The sequence below is a fragment of the Streptomyces sp. JN8 genome, assembly GCF_055808075.1.
The window spans coordinates 3893106-3907981 of the sequence record NZ_CM147852.1; the positions used below are offsets into that span (position 1 = coordinate 3893106).

The 14876-nt window shown below is 74.9% G+C and carries 16 protein-coding genes; 7 read left to right on the forward strand and 9 right to left on the reverse strand.

What is annotated here, in order from left to right; genetic code table 11:
* The first annotated feature begins 56 nt into the window (after window positions 1-56).
* Together ACY0MR_RS16990 and ACY0MR_RS16995 are read left to right on the forward strand one after the other, a co-directional pair.
* Window positions 57-452: a helix-turn-helix transcriptional regulator gene (locus ACY0MR_RS16990; RefSeq protein ID WP_388792228.1), complete on the forward strand. Its 396-nt coding sequence runs from the start codon at window positions 57-59 to the stop codon at window positions 450-452.
* Window positions 453-563: 111 nt separating this feature from the next.
* Window positions 564-980 carry a VOC family protein gene (locus ACY0MR_RS16995; RefSeq protein ID WP_073911679.1) on the forward strand — a complete coding sequence of 139 codons (417 nt, stop codon included), beginning with the start codon at window positions 564-566 and terminating at the stop codon, window positions 978-980.
* 195 nt (window positions 981-1175) lie between these two features.
* Here the strand turns inward: ACY0MR_RS16995 and ACY0MR_RS17000 are convergent, their stop codons facing one another.
* Window positions 1176-1925: a class I SAM-dependent methyltransferase gene (locus tag ACY0MR_RS17000; RefSeq protein WP_388792226.1), complete on the reverse strand. Its 750-nt coding sequence runs from the start codon at window positions 1923-1925 to the stop codon at window positions 1176-1178.
* Window positions 1926-2090: 165 nt separating this feature from the next.
* Window positions 2091-2570, reverse strand: a complete 480-nt coding sequence (locus ACY0MR_RS17005; protein ID WP_473561434.1) for an HAD domain-containing protein — start codon at window positions 2568-2570, stop codon at window positions 2091-2093.
* 253 nt (window positions 2571-2823) lie between these two features.
* Between ACY0MR_RS17005 and ACY0MR_RS17010 the strand changes: the two genes are divergently transcribed.
* Both ACY0MR_RS17010 and ACY0MR_RS17015 read left to right on the forward strand, forming a co-directional pair.
* Window positions 2824-3309: a MarR family winged helix-turn-helix transcriptional regulator gene (locus tag ACY0MR_RS17010; protein ID WP_473561436.1), complete on the forward strand. Its 486-nt coding sequence runs from the start codon at window positions 2824-2826 to the stop codon at window positions 3307-3309.
* A gap of 183 nt (window positions 3310-3492) precedes the next feature.
* The gene (locus ACY0MR_RS17015; protein ID WP_473561815.1) at window positions 3493-4989 is read left to right on the forward strand and encodes an MFS transporter; all 1497 of its coding nucleotides are present in this window, start codon (window positions 3493-3495) and stop codon (window positions 4987-4989) included.
* 82 nt (window positions 4990-5071) lie between these two features.
* On the opposite strand, the gene ACY0MR_RS17020 is transcribed toward ACY0MR_RS17015, so the two are convergent.
* The 3 genes from ACY0MR_RS17020 to ACY0MR_RS17030 all read right to left on the reverse strand — a co-directional run bounded on the left by ACY0MR_RS17020 (window position 5072) and on the right by ACY0MR_RS17030 (window position 8699).
* Window positions 5072-7225 carry a HelD family protein gene (locus ACY0MR_RS17020; protein WP_473561438.1) on the reverse strand — a complete coding sequence of 718 codons (2154 nt, stop codon included), beginning with the start codon at window positions 7223-7225 and terminating at the stop codon, window positions 5072-5074.
* 71 nt (window positions 7226-7296) lie between these two features.
* Window positions 7297-7950, reverse strand: a complete 654-nt coding sequence (locus tag ACY0MR_RS17025; RefSeq protein WP_388792218.1) for a TetR family transcriptional regulator — start codon at window positions 7948-7950, stop codon at window positions 7297-7299.
* Window positions 7947-8699, reverse strand: a complete 753-nt coding sequence (locus ACY0MR_RS17030; RefSeq protein ID WP_473561817.1) for a TetR/AcrR family transcriptional regulator — start codon at window positions 8697-8699, stop codon at window positions 7947-7949. The genes ACY0MR_RS17025 and ACY0MR_RS17030 overlap by 4 nt, the downstream gene beginning before the upstream one ends.
* Window positions 8700-8986: 287 nt before the next feature.
* Here ACY0MR_RS17030 and ACY0MR_RS17035 point away from each other — a divergent pair, with 287 nt between their 5' ends.
* Both ACY0MR_RS17035 and ACY0MR_RS17040 read left to right on the forward strand, forming a co-directional pair.
* On the forward strand, window positions 8987-9949 hold the full coding sequence (locus ACY0MR_RS17035; protein ID WP_473561440.1) for an ATP-binding cassette domain-containing protein: 963 nt from the start codon (window positions 8987-8989) through the stop codon (window positions 9947-9949).
* Window positions 9942-10697, forward strand: coding sequence for an ABC transporter permease (locus ACY0MR_RS17040; RefSeq protein ID WP_473561444.1), 756 nt, complete (start codon window positions 9942-9944; stop codon window positions 10695-10697). Before ACY0MR_RS17035 ends, ACY0MR_RS17040 begins: the two co-directional genes overlap by 8 nt.
* A gap of 67 nt (window positions 10698-10764) precedes the next feature.
* On the opposite strand, the gene ACY0MR_RS17045 is transcribed toward ACY0MR_RS17040, so the two are convergent.
* Both ACY0MR_RS17045 and ACY0MR_RS17050 read right to left on the reverse strand, forming a co-directional pair.
* Window positions 10765-12009, reverse strand: a complete 1245-nt coding sequence (locus ACY0MR_RS17045) for a GNAT family N-acetyltransferase (protein ID WP_473561446.1) — start codon at window positions 12007-12009, stop codon at window positions 10765-10767.
* A 129-nt stretch (window positions 12010-12138) separates the two neighbouring features.
* Window positions 12139-12759, reverse strand: a complete 621-nt coding sequence (locus tag ACY0MR_RS17050) for an RsiG family protein (RefSeq protein ID WP_388792208.1) — start codon at window positions 12757-12759, stop codon at window positions 12139-12141.
* A gap of 139 nt (window positions 12760-12898) precedes the next feature.
* Here ACY0MR_RS17050 and dtd point away from each other — a divergent pair, with 139 nt between their 5' ends.
* Window positions 12899-13324, forward strand: a complete 426-nt coding sequence (dtd, locus tag ACY0MR_RS17055; protein ID WP_361863645.1) for a D-aminoacyl-tRNA deacylase — start codon at window positions 12899-12901, stop codon at window positions 13322-13324.
* Between the two features lie 31 nt (window positions 13325-13355).
* Here dtd and ygfZ read toward each other — a convergent pair whose 3' ends face one another.
* Both ygfZ and ACY0MR_RS17065 read right to left on the reverse strand, forming a co-directional pair.
* Window positions 13356-14336, reverse strand: coding sequence for a CAF17-like 4Fe-4S cluster assembly/insertion protein YgfZ (gene ygfZ / locus ACY0MR_RS17060; protein WP_392046900.1), 981 nt, complete (start codon window positions 14334-14336; stop codon window positions 13356-13358).
* Between the two features lie 10 nt (window positions 14337-14346).
* Entirely contained in the window at window positions 14347-14841 is a 495-nt protein-coding gene (locus ACY0MR_RS17065) for a Fur family transcriptional regulator (RefSeq protein WP_388792202.1), read from the reverse strand.
* Window positions 14842-14876 lie beyond the last annotated feature (35 nt).

The window sequence follows — 14876 nt, forward strand, 5'->3', positions numbered from 1 at the left end:
CCGCCGACCGCTCCCGTCCCGCGCCCCTCCCGTGCCGCCGTGCCATCCTTGTGGGCGTGGCACTGGAGGACCTGGTACGGCTGCGGCGGGCGCGGGACACGATGGACCGCGACTACGCGCAGCCGCTCGACGTCCCGGCGCTCGCCGCCGTCGCCCTCATGTCCGGCGGACACTTCGCCCGCAGCTTTCGCGCCGCCTTCGGCGAGACCCCGTACAGCTACCTCATGACCCGCCGCGTCGAACGCGCCAAGGCGCTGCTCCGCCGGGGCGACATGAGCGTCACGGACGTCTGCTTCGCCGTCGGGTGCACCTCGCTCGGCTCCTTCAGCTCCCGCTTCACCGAGCTCGTCGGCGAGACCCCCTCCGCCTACCGGGCCCGCCCCCACGAGGACGGCGCCGCGATCCCGGCGTGCGTCGCGAAGGTGCGCACGCGGCCGGTCCGCCGACCCTGACCCCGGCACCGGGCCGCACCGCCGGGGCCCGGCGCCCCCCGACACCGCCCGCTCCCGGATCGGTCGGTTTCGGAGAAGCGGAATCCGGTGGCCGGCCGTAGCTTCGAAGGCATGAACGTCAAGCTCTCGCAGTGCTTCATCGCAGTCGACGACCACGACAAGGCCCTCGCCTTCTACCGCGACGCCCTCGGCCTGGAGGTGCGTAACGACGTCGGTTTCGAGGGGATGCGCTGGGTGACCGTCGGGTCCCCGGCCCAGCCGGACGTGGAGATCGTCCTCGAACCGCCGCTCGCCGACCCCAACGCCTCGCCCGCCGACCGGCAGGCGGTGGCCGAGCTGCTCGCCAAGGGCATGCTGCGCGGCGTCATCTTCTCGACCGAGGACGTCGACGCCACCTTCGAACAGGTCCGGGCCGCCGGCGGCGAGGTCCTCCAGGAGCCGGTGGACCAGCCGTACGGCGTCCGCGACTGCGCCTTCCGCGACCCGGCGGGCAACATGCTGCGCTTCACCCAGCCACGGTCCTCGTAGCGCCCCCGCGCGGTCCGCGAAGGGACGCTCCCGCCCTGCGGCGGGGCGCACCGACCCGTGCAAACCGGGCCGGCGCGCCCCACCCCGGCGCGGTCCAGACGCGTCCAGCGCGGCTCCGGCGCCCCCCGCCGCAGGTCGGACCACCCCACCCCGGTCCGGCCTCCGCCGCGGGTCGGACGCGCCCCCGCCCTCCGGTCAGGCGCGGCAGCGCAGCATCACGAGCGGCGGGTGGGCGAGGAGGTCCGCCCAGAAGTCCTCGCCGTACTTCTCGACGCCCTCCTCCGACACCCACAGCGGGACCCACTCCACGTCCCGGAACCCGGCCGCCCGCAGGCACTCCTCGTAGACCTCGCGGCGCGGGACCGTGCCGAGGATGCTGATCGGCTCCGGGTCGAGGAGCGCCGTCACCCGGACGCGCGGCCCGGCCTCGGCCTCCTCGCCCGTCGGCTCGCAGCGGAAGCCGTACTGGGGGAGGGAGTCGCAGTCGAACCGGTAGTCGGGCCGCTGGGCGAGCACGAAGAACTCGCCGCCCGGCTTCAGGTTGCGGTGGATGTTGCGGCACATCCGTTCGAGCCCCGCGACGTCCTCGGCGTAGTTGAGACACTGCACGCCGAGGGCGATGTCGTACTTCTGCTCCAGGACGGGGAGTTCGGCCACGTCACCGACCTCGTAGCGCACCCCGCCGAGCGGGTCGCGCCGCTCGAAGTCCCGCGCGGCGGCGATCATCTCGGCGGAGATGTCGACGCCGAGGACCTCCGTGGCGCCGCGCCGCCTGAACTCCCGGCTGTAGAAGCCGGTCCCGCACGCCAGGTCGAGGATCGACCTGCCCGTCACGTCCCCGACCGTGCCCAGGAAGCTGGGCACCTCCCCGTACCGCATCATCGGCAGGGCCTTGAATCCCTCGAACGCCTCGCCGATGCCGTCGTACTGCTGACGCACGCCCATATGGCGCCCCCTCGTGTCCTTCGTCGTGTGGTTCGAAGTCCTGCGCGCCCGTCGAGTCTGCCCCGACGGGGACCGCCCGCCGTACTGGCGGATGACACGAGAGGTGGGCGGGGCGACTCTTGTATCTGCCAACACCCGCGAGCAGTGCCGTGGTTGGATCGACGGTCAGCGAGCCCAGGCGTCGAGCGCCTCGAAGTCCCGTTCTGTCAGCCCCCGTTGGGGGTCGACCCGATGGAGCAGGGACCGTCCGGGGTGGTGGGCGGCGACCCACTCGCGGTCGGCCGCGCGGATCTCGTCGTCGACCCAGGCGAACGGCCGCCCACCGGCCCACGCCACGATCCCCGGCGCCTTCCAGTGCACTCCCGCCCCGGGGCCGGGATCGCCCTCGGGCCATCGCACCAGCGGCAGGGCCGGCAGCCCGAGGCGCGGCGCGACCCAGGCGTTGGCATCGTCCTCCCAGGTCGTCGCCCAGACGAGCGCGTACGGGAGCGCCGCGAGCCGGGGTCCCTGCGCGGGGTCGAGCCGGGCGAGGAGGGGACTCACGGACGGGGGCGGCGTCGGGGCGTACACGGGATACTCCCGGCCGCTCGCCCCGAAGGGGATCAGCGGGCCGTCGACGTCCAGGAAGAGCAGAGGGGTCTCCATGGGGCCATCCTGACCACCGACCGGCGGGCCACGGCGGCCGCACCCTCCCCCGCCCCTCCCGACCGCGCCCACCCCGCCAGGGTCGGGGACCCCGCCCGGGCCGGGGACTCCGCCCGGATGCGGGGACCCCGGCCCGGACCCCCCGGCGGATCCCACCCGCCCGGACGCGGGACACGCCCCTCGCCCGCCGTCCCGCCCATTCGTCCACTTCGCGATAATCCGCGACGGACCCATCCTCGCTACCCTGGCAGCCATGACCGCCATGGCACCCACCCGCACCGAGCCCGACCTCTCCTACCTGCTCGACCACACCAGTCACGCCCTGCGGACCCGGATGAGCGCAGCGCTGGACGCGATCGGGCTCACCCCCCGGATGCACTGCGTCCTCGTGCACGCCCTGGAGGAGGAGCGCACCCAGGCGCAGCTCGCGGAGATCGGGGACATGGACAAGACGACCATGGTCGTCACCGTCGACGCCCTGGAGAAGGCCGGGCTCGCCGAGCGCCGCCCCTCCAGCACCGATCGGCGCGCGCGGATCATCGCCGTGACCGAGGAGGGGACGAAGGTCGCCCGCGAGAGCCAGAAGATCGTCGACGGCGTCCACGAGAGCGCCCTCTCGTCCCTTCCCGACGATGCGCGCGCCGCCCTGCTCCACGCCCTGAACCTGCTGGTCACCGGCCATCTGGAGACCCCGATCGAGAGCCCCAGGCCGGCCCGCCGGGCCCGCCAGCGCGGCTGAGCGGGGGCGACGCGGCCGAGCCGGGTCAGGGCGGCCCGCGCAGTCGTTCCGTAAAAAATAGTCTGCAACAAAACCTTCTGCTAACGTCACTCCTGTCGGCTCCACCGAACAGGAGTGATCCCCGTGCCCGTACCCGCCCGCACCTCCTCGCGCCAGCTCGCCCTGGGCGTCCTCGCCACCGGCATGCTCATGACGATCCTCGACGGCAGCATCGTCACCGTCGCCATGCCCGCCATCCAGAGCGACCTCGGCTTCACTCCCGTCGGCCTCAGCTGGGTCGTCAACGCCTACCTGATCGCCTTCGGCTCGCTCCTGCTCCTCGCGGGTCGCCTCGGCGACCTCCTCGGCCGCCGGCGGATGTTCCTCGCGGGCACCGCGGTCTTCACCGCCGCCTCGCTCCTCGCCGGAGTCGCCACCTCCCCCGGCGTCCTCATCGCCGCCCGCTTCCTCCAGGGCGCCGGCAGCGCGATGTCCTCCGCCGTCGGCCTCGGCATCCTCGTCACGCTCTTCACCGAGCCGCGCGAACGGGCCCGCGCCATCGCCGTGTTCAGCTTCACCGGCGCCGCCGGCGCCTCCCTCGGCCAGGTCCTCGGCGGCCTCCTCACCGACGCCCTCGCCTGGAACTGGATCTTCTTCATCAACCTGCCCATCGGCCTCGCGACCCTCCTCGTGGCCCTCCGCGCCCTCCCCGCCGACCGGGGCGTGGGGCTCGGGGCCGGCGCCGACGTCCTCGGCGCGGCGCTCGTCACGACCGGCCTCATGACCGGCATCTACGCGGTCGTCAAGATCGAGGAGTACGGGGCGGGTTCGGCGCACACCCTCGGCCTCGGAGCCCTCGCGCTCGCCCTCCTGGCCGGCTTCCTCGTCCGCCAGGCGAAGGCCGCGAACCCGCTCATGCCGCTGCGGATCCTGCGCTCGCGCAGCGTCTCCGGCGCCAACGCCGTCCAGATGCTGATGGTCGCCGCACTCTTCTCCTTCCAGATCCTCGTCGCCCTCTACCTCCAGAAGGTCCTCGGGTACGGAGCGGCCGGGACGGGTCTCGCGATGCTCCCCGCGGCCGCCGTCATCGGCGCCGTCTCCCTCGGCGTGTCGGCCCGCCTGATCGCCCGCTTCGGCGAGCGGAACGTCCTGCTCACCGGCCTGGTCCTGCTCGTCGGCGTCCTCGGCCTGCTGGCCCGCGTCCCCGTCCGCGCCTCGTACGCCACCGACCTGCTCCCCGTGATGCTGCTCGCCGCCGGATTCGGCCTCGCGCTCCCCGCCCTCACCTCGCTCGCCATGTCGGGCGCCGAGGAGAAGGACGCGGGCCTCGCCTCCGGCCTGTTCAACACCACCCAGCAGATCGGCATGGCCCTCGGCATCGCCGTCCTCTCCACCCTGGCCGCGACCCGCACCGAGTCCCTCACCGCCGCGGGGCGCCCCGCGGCCGAGGCCCTGACCGGCGGCTACCGCCTGGCCTTCGCCGTCGGCGCCGGCCTGCTGCTCGCCGCCCTGGCCCTCGCCTTCACCGTGCTGCGCGCCCCGGGCAGGCCGGGAGCACCGAGCCCGGCGCAGAACACGGAGACGGAAGCGGGGACGGGGATGCGCACGGGGACGGAGACGGGGACGGAGAGGCGGACGGAGGCGCGGGCGGCGGAGGCCGAGTCCCCCGCCCCCGAGTCCCCCGCCCCGACGGCGGCGTGAGCGCCGGCCGACCCGGACGCCGATCGCCGACCCCGCACACCGCGCCCCCTCCCGCCCGACCGCCCCGCCCCGGACCCCGAACTCACCCCGCCCCGGCCCCGGTCGGCGCCGCCAGGCACTCCGGGAGTTCCGCCGCGTGGACCACGGTCAGCCGTGACACCGCCCGGGTGAGCGCCACGTAGAGCCGGTTCGGGCCCCGCGCCTCGGCCGCCACGATCGCGGCCGGTTCGACCACCACGACGTGGTCGAACTCCAGGCCCTTCACGACCGTGGCGGGCAGCACGGTCACCCGGTCCGCCGCCCCGCAGCCCCGTACCGCCTGCTCGACCGGCCCCACCAGGGCGTCCGCCGTGATCACCCCGACCGAACCCTCCACGGCGAGCGCCCCGCGCACCGCCTCGGCCGCCGCGCCGGGCAGGCCGGTGCGGCCGGTCGCCCGGGCGAACGTCACCTCCCCGTCCGTCCGGACGGACCGGCCCGCCGGCACGTCGGCGCCCAGGTGCGGCAGGAGCCGGTTGGCGAGGTCGACGACGGCCGCGGGAACGCGGTAGCCGAGGGTGAGCCGCACCACCGGCGTCCCCGGCCTGCCCAGATGGGCGAGCTGTTCCGGCCACTCGCGGGCCGCCCACGGGGTGGTGCCCTGCGCGAGGTCCCCGAGGACGGTGAGGGACCCGAACCGGGTGCGGCGGGCGATCGCCCGGCACTCCATGGCCGAGAGGTCCTGCGCCTCGTCCACGACGACGTGTCCGTAGCCCTCGGGGTGCTCGATCAGGCCGGCGAGCTCGTCGAGGAGGACGAGGTCGGCGGCCGTCCAGCGCGCCGAGCGGTACGAGCGGGGCGGCCGGTCCCAGCGGATCGCCGCCCACTCGCCCTCCGTCAGCACGGAGGAACCGGCGGACGCCGGGACCGGACCCCCGCCCGCCGCCCGCACCGGCCCCCCGGCGGACGCCGGACCCGCCGGACCCGTCAGCGCCGTCGCCGAACCCGCCGGAGCGACCGCCGAACCCGCCGACACCACCGCCGAACCCGCCGTCGCCGCCGCCGGATCCGTCAGCAGCGCGGCGAGCACCTCCTCCGGGCTCGTCCTCGGCCAGCACGCGTCCAGGAAGGCCGTCACCGCCCTCGACCGCTCGATCCGCCGCGCCCAGGCCGCGCCCATGGGCCCCCACCGCCGCTCGGCCCGGAGCTGGAGGGCCCGCACGATCCGGGCCCGGACCCGTTCGCGGCCCGTGGCGTAGGGCGGGGCCTCCGCCCGTACGTCCGCGACGATCGCGGCGAGCTGCGCGGCGGACAGCCGCCAGTGGGCCGAGCCGTCCGGCACGGCGAGGTCCTCCGCGGGCGCCGGGTCGACCCTGCCGTACAGCGCGCGGTGCAGCACCTCCGCCATCCGGGGGTCGTGCTTGACCCGGGCCGCCTCCTCGCCGTCCTCGGCGCGGACCGGGTGGCGGGCGATCTCGTCGGCGAGGGTGGCCTGGCGCACGCCGGTCTCGCCGAGCGAGGGCAGCACCTCGGAGATGTACGAGAGGAAGGCGCGGTGCGGGCCGAGGACGAGCAGCCCGGAGCGCCGGATCCGCTGCGGATGGGTGTAGAGGAGGTACGCGGCCCGGTGCAGGCCCACGGCGGTCTTGCCCGTGCCGGGCGCGCCCTGGACACACAGGGAGGCGGCCGGGTCGGAGCGTACGAGGTCGTCCTGCTCGGGCTGGATGGTGGCCGCGATGTCCCGCATCGGCCCCACCCGGGGGCGCTCGATCTCCCCGGCGAGCAGCGCGCCGACCGTCACCTCGCCGCCCGCCGCGAGCGGTTCGTCCTCGAGCGCGGTCAGGTCCTCCGAGGCGCCCTCGCTGTACGGGGCCCAGCCGAAGCGGCGGCGCCGGAGCACGCCCTGCGGGTCGCGGGCTCCGGCCTGGTAGTAGGCGCGGGAGACGGGCGCGCGCCAGTCGACGACCAGCGGCGGGGCGGCCGGGTCCTCGCCGATCCGGCGACGGCCGATGTGGTGGACGCGTCCGTCGTCGAGGTCGAGGCGGCCGAAGAACAGCGGTCCGGGGGGTTGTTCGCGCATCTCCTCGGCGCGGCTGCGCAGATGGCGGCCGAGCGCCTCGGCGTCGGCGCCGGACGCGGCGGTGTCCTCGCCGGTGACGACCTGGCCGGCGACGTCCTCGGTCATCCGGGTCAGGGCGGCGCGGCAGGCGTCGTGGTGGGAGCGTTCGCGGGCGAGCTCAAGGTCCAGTGACGTCATTCCGACAAGCCTAACGGAAAACGTTACTGAGTTACATTTTTAACTTGGCATCGAGAACGCCAACGCCACGGTCAGAGCGGAAGCCCCTCCCGCAGCGCCCGGAACGCCAGTCCCGCCGCCGCCACGGCGTCCGGCGCCAGCGCGTCGGCGGTCGCGCCCGCCGCGATCCGCGCCGTGTTCTCCTCCGCGAGGACCCGCAGCACCGTCACGATCTGCCCCGCGGCGAGCCGCGCCGCCAGCGGATCGACGGCCGGGGGGCCGGACCCGGCCGCCAGGGCGTCCGCGAGCGCCGCCTCCGACCGGACGCGGTAGGCGTGCAGGCGCCCGACCAGCGCCGGCGTGCCGTACAGCAGCCCGAGGTACGCCAGGACCGAGGGATGGTCGCAGAGTCCGGTCACCGGGTCGCGCCGGTCGAGCCCGTCGAGGAGATGGGCGTACAGCGCGTCGAGCGGGGCCGTACCGGCGGCGCGGCCCGCGGCCACCACCCGGGCCGACTCGTCCTCGTGGTCGGCGAACCGGTGCAGGACCAGGTCCTCCTTGGCCGGGAAGTACCGGAAGAGGGTGGGTTTGGAGACCTCGGCGGCGGCCGCCACCTCCGCGACCGAGACGGCGTCGAAGCCCCGCTCCAGGAACAGCGCGACGGCCGCGTCCGACAGCGCCCGACGGGTCCGCTCCTTCTTCCGCTCGCGCAGCCCGGGGCCGCCGGCCTCGCGGTCCGGGGTCACGAGGCCCGCCCCTCGACGTGGACGGCGACCCCGTCGAGGATCCGCGCCAGACCGAAGCGGAACTCGACCTCGGGCTCGTCGGCGACGTCCATCACGCCCTCGTCCAGCATCCGCGCCACCTCGGGGTACCGCTCCGGATCGGCGAGCCGCCGCAGGGTGCGCCCGTACCGGGCGAGCGCCTCCCCGGGGTCGCCCCCGGCGGCGGCGACGGCGGACGCGAGGTCGGCCATGACCAGGGCGTCGTTCCGCACGTGACCGCTGACCAGCAGGGTCACCGAGATCTTGGCTCCGGCGTCGAGACCGGTGTCCGCCATGGCGGCGAGGGCCTTCTCCCACCAGGCGACCGCGTTCGGAGTGGCGGGCGGGCCCGATACGGGGACCCGCAGCATCCAGAGGTTGCGGTGGTAGACCTCGCGCAGCGCCCACGCCCAGGCCTCCATCGCCTCGCGCCAGGCGGTGCCGGCCGGGAAGAGCGCGGGCGGGGCCCCGGTGGCGGCCTCCGTCATGAGGACGTACAGCTCGCTCTTGGCGGAGACGTACCGGTAGAGCGACATCGTCGAGGCGCCCAGCTCCTTGGCGACCCTGCCCATGGACACGGCGTCGAGCCCCTCGGCCGAGGCGAGGGAGACGGCCGCGTCGACGATCCGGTCGAGGGTCAGGCCGGGCTTGGGCCCCTTGGAGGGGCGCTCCCGCAGCCCCCAGGCCGCCTCGATGCTCGGCGGCAGAAAGGTGCCGCCGTCGCCGACCACGCCCCCCGCACCGCCGCCGTCAGCGGTCGCACCGGCGTCGCCGCCGGTCCCGCGACCGCCGCCACCCACCACGCCGCCATCACCCGCACGCCCGCCGCCGCCGGTCACGGCGCCCGCACCACCGTCGCCCGCACGTCCTTCGCCGTCCGTCGCCACAACCCGCCGCCTCCCGGCCACCTCGCACGCTTGACGTCCATCCTAGTAATGCGTAACCCTTACACAGTAACGCGTATGTCATACGCAGTACGGACGCGGCAGTCCGCCCTCCACCCGCCCAGGGAGCACCCATGCCTCCGGCCATCGAAGCCACCGGCCTGACCAAGAGCTACGGGGACGTCCGCGTCCTCGACGCCCTCGACCTGCACGTCCCCCGCGGCACCGTCTTCGCCCTCCTCGGCCCCAACGGCGCCGGCAAGACCACCACCGTCCGCATCCTCGCCACCCTCACCGCGCCCGACGCCGGCCACGCGCGCGTGGCCGGACACGACGTCGTCACCGCACGCTCCCGGGTCCGCCGCGCGATCAGCCTCACCGGGCAGTCCGCCGCCGTCGACGAGACCCAGACCGGCGCGGAGAACCTCTGGACGGCGGCCCGGCTCTCCGGACTCCCCCGCCCCGCCGCCGCCCGACGCTCCGCCGAACTCCTCGACCGCTTCGGCCTGACCGAGGCCGGCGACCGCCTGGTGAGGACGTACTCCGGCGGCATGCGCCGCCGCCTCGACCTCGCCGCCGGCCTCGTCCGCGACCCCGGCGCGACCGGGGTCATGTTCCTCGACGAACCGACCACCGGCCTCGACCCGCGCAGCCGCCAGGAGCTCTGGCAGGCGGTCCGCGCACTCTCCGACGCGGGCACGACCGTCTTCCTCACCACCCAGTACCTGGAGGAGGCGGACCGGCTCGCCGACCGGATCGCGGTCCTCGGCGGGGGCCGCGCCCTCGCCGAGGGCACCCCCGCCGCACTCAAGGCCCGCTACGCCGCCCACCGCCTCGACGTCGTGGCCCGCGACGAGGAGGGCTACGCACGGATCACCGGACGGATCACCGCACGGGCCACCGGCCGTCCGGCCACCGACGACCCCGGCACCCGCACGCTCGGCATCCCCACCGACGGCAGCGCCGCCCACGTGCGGGACCTGCTCGACGCGCTCGACCCCGAGCGCCGGGACATCGCCCGCTTCGGCCTCCACACGGCCACCCTCGACGACGTCTTCCTGGCCCTCACCGCCGACAAGGAGCCCAGCCGTGTCTGACACCCTCACCGCCGCGAGCACCCTCGCCGGACGCGGCATCCGGCTCAGCCGCCGCAACCTCGACGCCGTCATCACCTCGATGATGCTGCCGATCATGCTGATGCTCGTCTTCGTCTACTTCTTCGGCGGAGCCATCGACACCGGCACCCGGTACGTCACCTACGTCGTCCCCGGCGTGCTCGTCCTCTGCGCCGGGTTCGGCGCGGCGAGCACCGCGGTCTCCGTCAGCGAGGACATGCGCCTCGGGGTCGTCGACCGCTTCCGCACCCTCGACGTCGGCGGGGCCCCGTTCCTCGCCGGACACGTCGCGGCCGCCGTCACCCGCAACGCGCTCTCCACCACACTCGTCCTCGGCGCCGCCTTCGCCATCGGCTTCCGCCCGAGCGCCACGGCCGGCGGCTGGCTCGCGGCGATCGGGCTGCTCCTCGCCTACATCACCGCGGTCTCGTGGCTGTCGGCGGCGATCGGCCTCGTCACCAGAAGCGCGGAGGCGGCCGGCGCGGTGACGTTCTTCATGATGTTCCTGCCCTACCCGAGCAGTGCGTTCGTCCCGATCGAGACGATGCCGGGCTGGCTGCACGGCTTCGCCGAGCACCAGCCGGTGACCCCGCTGATCGAGTCGATGCGGGGCCTGCTGCTCGACCTGCCGGTCGGCGGCACCCCGTGGATCGCCCTGGGGTGGTGCGCCGGGCTCCTGACCCTCGCGGTCGCCGTGTCGGGCCTCCTCTTCCGGCTCCGCACCCGCTGACCTTCCCCGGCGCGAACGGCCCGGCCCAGACGGCCCGGCCCAAGCAGCCCGGCCCAGACGGCCCGGCTCAGAAGATGTCGGGCGAGAACGGCCGCAGCGGCGTACGGAACAGCAGGTCGGCCCGGGCGGCCGCACCGGCCGTCGGCTCCTCCACCCGCCCGGTCCTGGCCAGCCGCACCGCCGACTCGTCGCCGAAGGCGAGCACGCCCAACTCGGCGATGTCGAAGGCGAGATCGGCGGACGCGGTGGTGGGCGTACAGCACGCGCCCTGCGGGGAGGCGTCGAGGCGGTACCGGCCGCCGGCGAGGCCGTCCCCGTCCCGCAGGTCGAGCACGAGGGAGTCCGCCACCGGATACGTCCGGCTCTCCAGGACCTCGACGACGTCCAGGACCCGCACCCACAGCATGTCCGCGTACGTCAGCAGCTTCGCGGCGCGCGGGTCGGGCAGCAGCAGCGGCAGCGTGTCGTCGGGCGCCCGGTAGCCCGAGCGGACGGTCGTGATCCAGTCGACGGAGCAGAGGTAGTGCCACAGGGCGCGCTCGGCGGCCGGGGTGACGGCGACGAGGTCCCGCACGGTCGCCGTGTTCATCGGCTGCTTGGCGTCGTCCCACTTGTCGTCCGAGGAGTACGCCACGAAGCCCTCGGCCTCGCCGGACTCCGAGCGGTACACCGCGTAGTACGGCTCGCGCCACGGCTCGCCCTGCACGCTCTGGCCGGTGCCGACCGCCCAGTCGCGCGGGGAGCGGCTGGTGACCCCGGCGCGGACGCCGGCCAGCCGGCGGTGCACGCCGGGGCCGATCGCGCGGATCTCCTCGGCGTCGGTCAGGTCGATCCGGCCGCCGTCCTCCGGGCGGCCCGAGCGGCGCGGGTCGAGCCCGGCCCGCCGGAGGTCCACGCTCCACTCGCCGCACCAGCTCGCGGGGCCGAAGCCGTAACGCCCGTAGATCGGGTACTCGGCGGCGATCAGGGTGGCGATCGCGTCGCCCCGCTCCTTCGCGGCGGCCAGGTCGGCGGTCATCATCCGACTGAGCAGTCCGCGCCTGCGGTGCGTCGGGGCGACGGTGACCTGGGTGATCGCGTCGGCGGTGAGGCGACCGCCGCCGACCGTGCTGACCTCCTGGCGGAACGACCGGAAGGTGGCGACGACCCGGCCGCGGTCGAAGGCCCCGGCCGTCCGCGCGAGGTCGACGTGCGGCAGCCGGTCGGCGACCTCCTCGTCGGTCACGACCGGCGGCCGGAGGAACCCGGTGCGCAGGGCACGCTGCCAGTCGGCGAACTCGGACTCCGTCACGGCGCGTACGTCGACAGTCATCCCTCGACCCTACGCACGGCCCTCGCACACCCGCACCCGAGTTTCCGGGCCCCGCCCGCGGCCCCGCGCCGCCGCGGCAGGCACGTTTCGCCCCGGTCGGACGATCCGCGCGGTCCGCGGCCGCGGACCTCAGGCCAGCAGGTCGTCGACCTGCGCCTCGCCCTCCCGGTAGCGGCGGGCGATCTCGGCGCTGCAGTCGTCGGCGGTCCGCTGGAGGGCCTGCCGGCGCCGGGAGATCTGCTGCTCGTAGCCGGCGAGCCGCCCCATCCCCGCGTGCAGTTCGTCGTCGGTGCGGGCCGTGAGGTCCGACAGCTCGACCTCCGACAGCATCTCGGCGGCGAGCCGCCGGTACTCCTCGCCGCGCGGCGTCGACAGCGTCACGTGCCGGGCCGACGAGCGGTGCCGCGAGGGCACGTCGGCGAGGATCTCGGAGAGCCGGTCGAGGACCGGGGCCTCCGGGTCGGTCCGCCGCGCCAGCTCGGCGCGGAGGATGTCGATCCGGCCCTGGAGCATCCGGCGCACATAGCTGAGATCGGCCTCGTCGCTCTGCGCGTCGCGGCGCAGCGCGCGGAGCTCGGGGAGCCGGAGGGCGCCGAGCTCGGGCTGGGGCCGGTCCGGCAGGGCCGGTTCGGCGGTCCGCTGGGCGGGTGGCCGGGTGGCCGGGCCGCCGCCCGGCGCGCCGCCCCGGGTCGCGGCGCGGATCAGCGGTACGGGGCCGGACGGCGTCGGCCCGCTGCCAGGTGCACTCATGAGAATCGTCCCCTCGACCGGTGCGCTGCCGCACCGCCTGACACGCATCGTGCCACTCATGCCGGTGCCCGTGCAGGCGCTCTGCACCCGTTCGGCCCCTCATCCGTCGGAGTGGTGCCCACTGGGTAGGTTGGGGCGCATGCGTGCAGTGGTGCAGAGGGTGGACGGCGCGAGTGTCGTCGTCGCAGGGGAGACCGTCGGTGAGATCACCGGCGAGGGGTTGTGCGTGCTGGTCGGGGTGACCCACGACGACACCCCGGAGAAGGCCGCCCAATTGGCCAGAAAACTCTGGTCCGTCCGGGTACTGGACGACGAGAAGTCGTGCTCGGACGTGAACGCCCCGCTGCTCGTCGTCTCCCAGTTCACGCTCTACGGCGACGCCCGCAAGGGCCGCCGCCCCACCTGGAACGCGGCCGCGCCCGGCCCGGTGGCGGAGCCCCTCGTGGACGAGGTGGTGGCCCGACTGCGCGCACTCGGCGCGCACGTGGAGACGGGCCGGTTCGGAGCGGACATGCGCGTCTCGCTCACGAACCACGGCCCGTTCACGGTGCTGCTGGAGGTCTGAACCGCCGGCCCCGCCCGACCTGCGGGCGGTCCTACGGCTCGACGACGGTCTCCTGCGCGGCGGCCGTCGTGCCGGCGATCAGCGGGGCGTCCACCGGCACGTTCCGCTTCACCAGGCCCAGGGCGATCGGCCCCAGCTCGTGGTGGCGGACCGAGCTGGTCACGAAGCCGAGCTGGCGGCCCTCCTCGCCGTCGGCGGCGAGCCGGAGCGGCGTGCCGTGCCCCGGGAGCAGCACCTCGCTGCCGTCCAGGTGCAGGAAGACCAGGCGGCGCGGCGGCTTCCCCAGGTTCTGCACCCGGGCGACGGTCTCCTGGCCCCGGTAGCAGCCCTTCTGGAGATGGACGGCGCTGCCGATGAGGCCGACCTCGTGCGGGATGGTCCGGTGGTCGGTCTCGAAGCCGAGCCGCGGCCGGTGCGCCTCGACGCGCAGCGCCTCGTACGCGAGGACGCCGGCGGCCGGGCCGTGCGCCTGCGCGAAGGCCTCCAGGTCGGCACGGGGCAGGAAGAGGTCACGGCCGTGCGGGGTCTCCCGTACGGCGGCCCCCTCGGGGACCTCGGCGATGGAACCGGCCGGGAGGTGGACGACGGCGATGTCGTCGGTGCGGTCGGCGACCTCGACGCGGTAGAAGAACTTCATCGACTCCAGGTAGGCGACGAGCTCCTCGCGGGTCCCCGGCTCGACGTGCGCCCACACGGTCGTGCCGTCGTCGACGAGGTACAGGGCGTGCTCGATGTGCCCGTTCGCCGACAGGATCAGCGCCTCGGTGGCCTGTCCGGGCGCCAGGTCGGTCATGTGCTGGGTGAGGAGCAGGTGCAGCCAGCTCAGCCGGTCGTCGCCGGTGACGGCGACGACACCGCGGTGCGAGAGGTCGACGAAGCCGCGGCCGTCGGCGAGGGCGCGCTGTTCGCGGAACAGGTCGCCGTAGTGCGCGGCGACACCTTCGTCGCGGCCTTCCGCCGCGACGGCGCCGGGCAGGGACAGCAGAGGGCTGGTCGTGGAATGTCGCTGCATGGAAGAAAGCCTACGACTCGGCGCCGGACTCCTCCGGGGCGCGGTCGCCGCCGGCCGGCCCGGCCTCGGCCGGTGCCGCGTCCGCGGCCTTCCGGGCGCAGTCCGCGCACCGCCCGAAGATGGCGAAGTGCTTCATGTCGGTCTCGAAGCCGAAGGCCTCGTGGAGCTTCCCGGTGAACTCGGCGGCCACCGAGACGTCCGCCTCGATCACCCCGGAGCAGTCCCGGCAGACCAGGTGGAGGTGGTGGTGCCGGTCGGCGAGGTGGTACGTCGGAGCCCCGTGCCCCAGATGGGCGTGGCTCACCAGACCGAGCTCCTCCAGGAGCTCCAGGGTCCGGTAGACGGTGGAGATGTTGACCCCGGAGGCGGTCCTGCGGACCTCGACGAGGATGTCGTCGGGCGTCGCGTGCTCCAGCGCGTCGACGGCCTCCAGGACGAGCTGACGCTGCGGCGTCAGCCGGTAGCCGCGCTGCCGCAGGTCGCTTTTCCAGTCGGTGCTCACCACGCCCCCCAGTGTAGGAGGGCGCGGCGCGGCGTCCC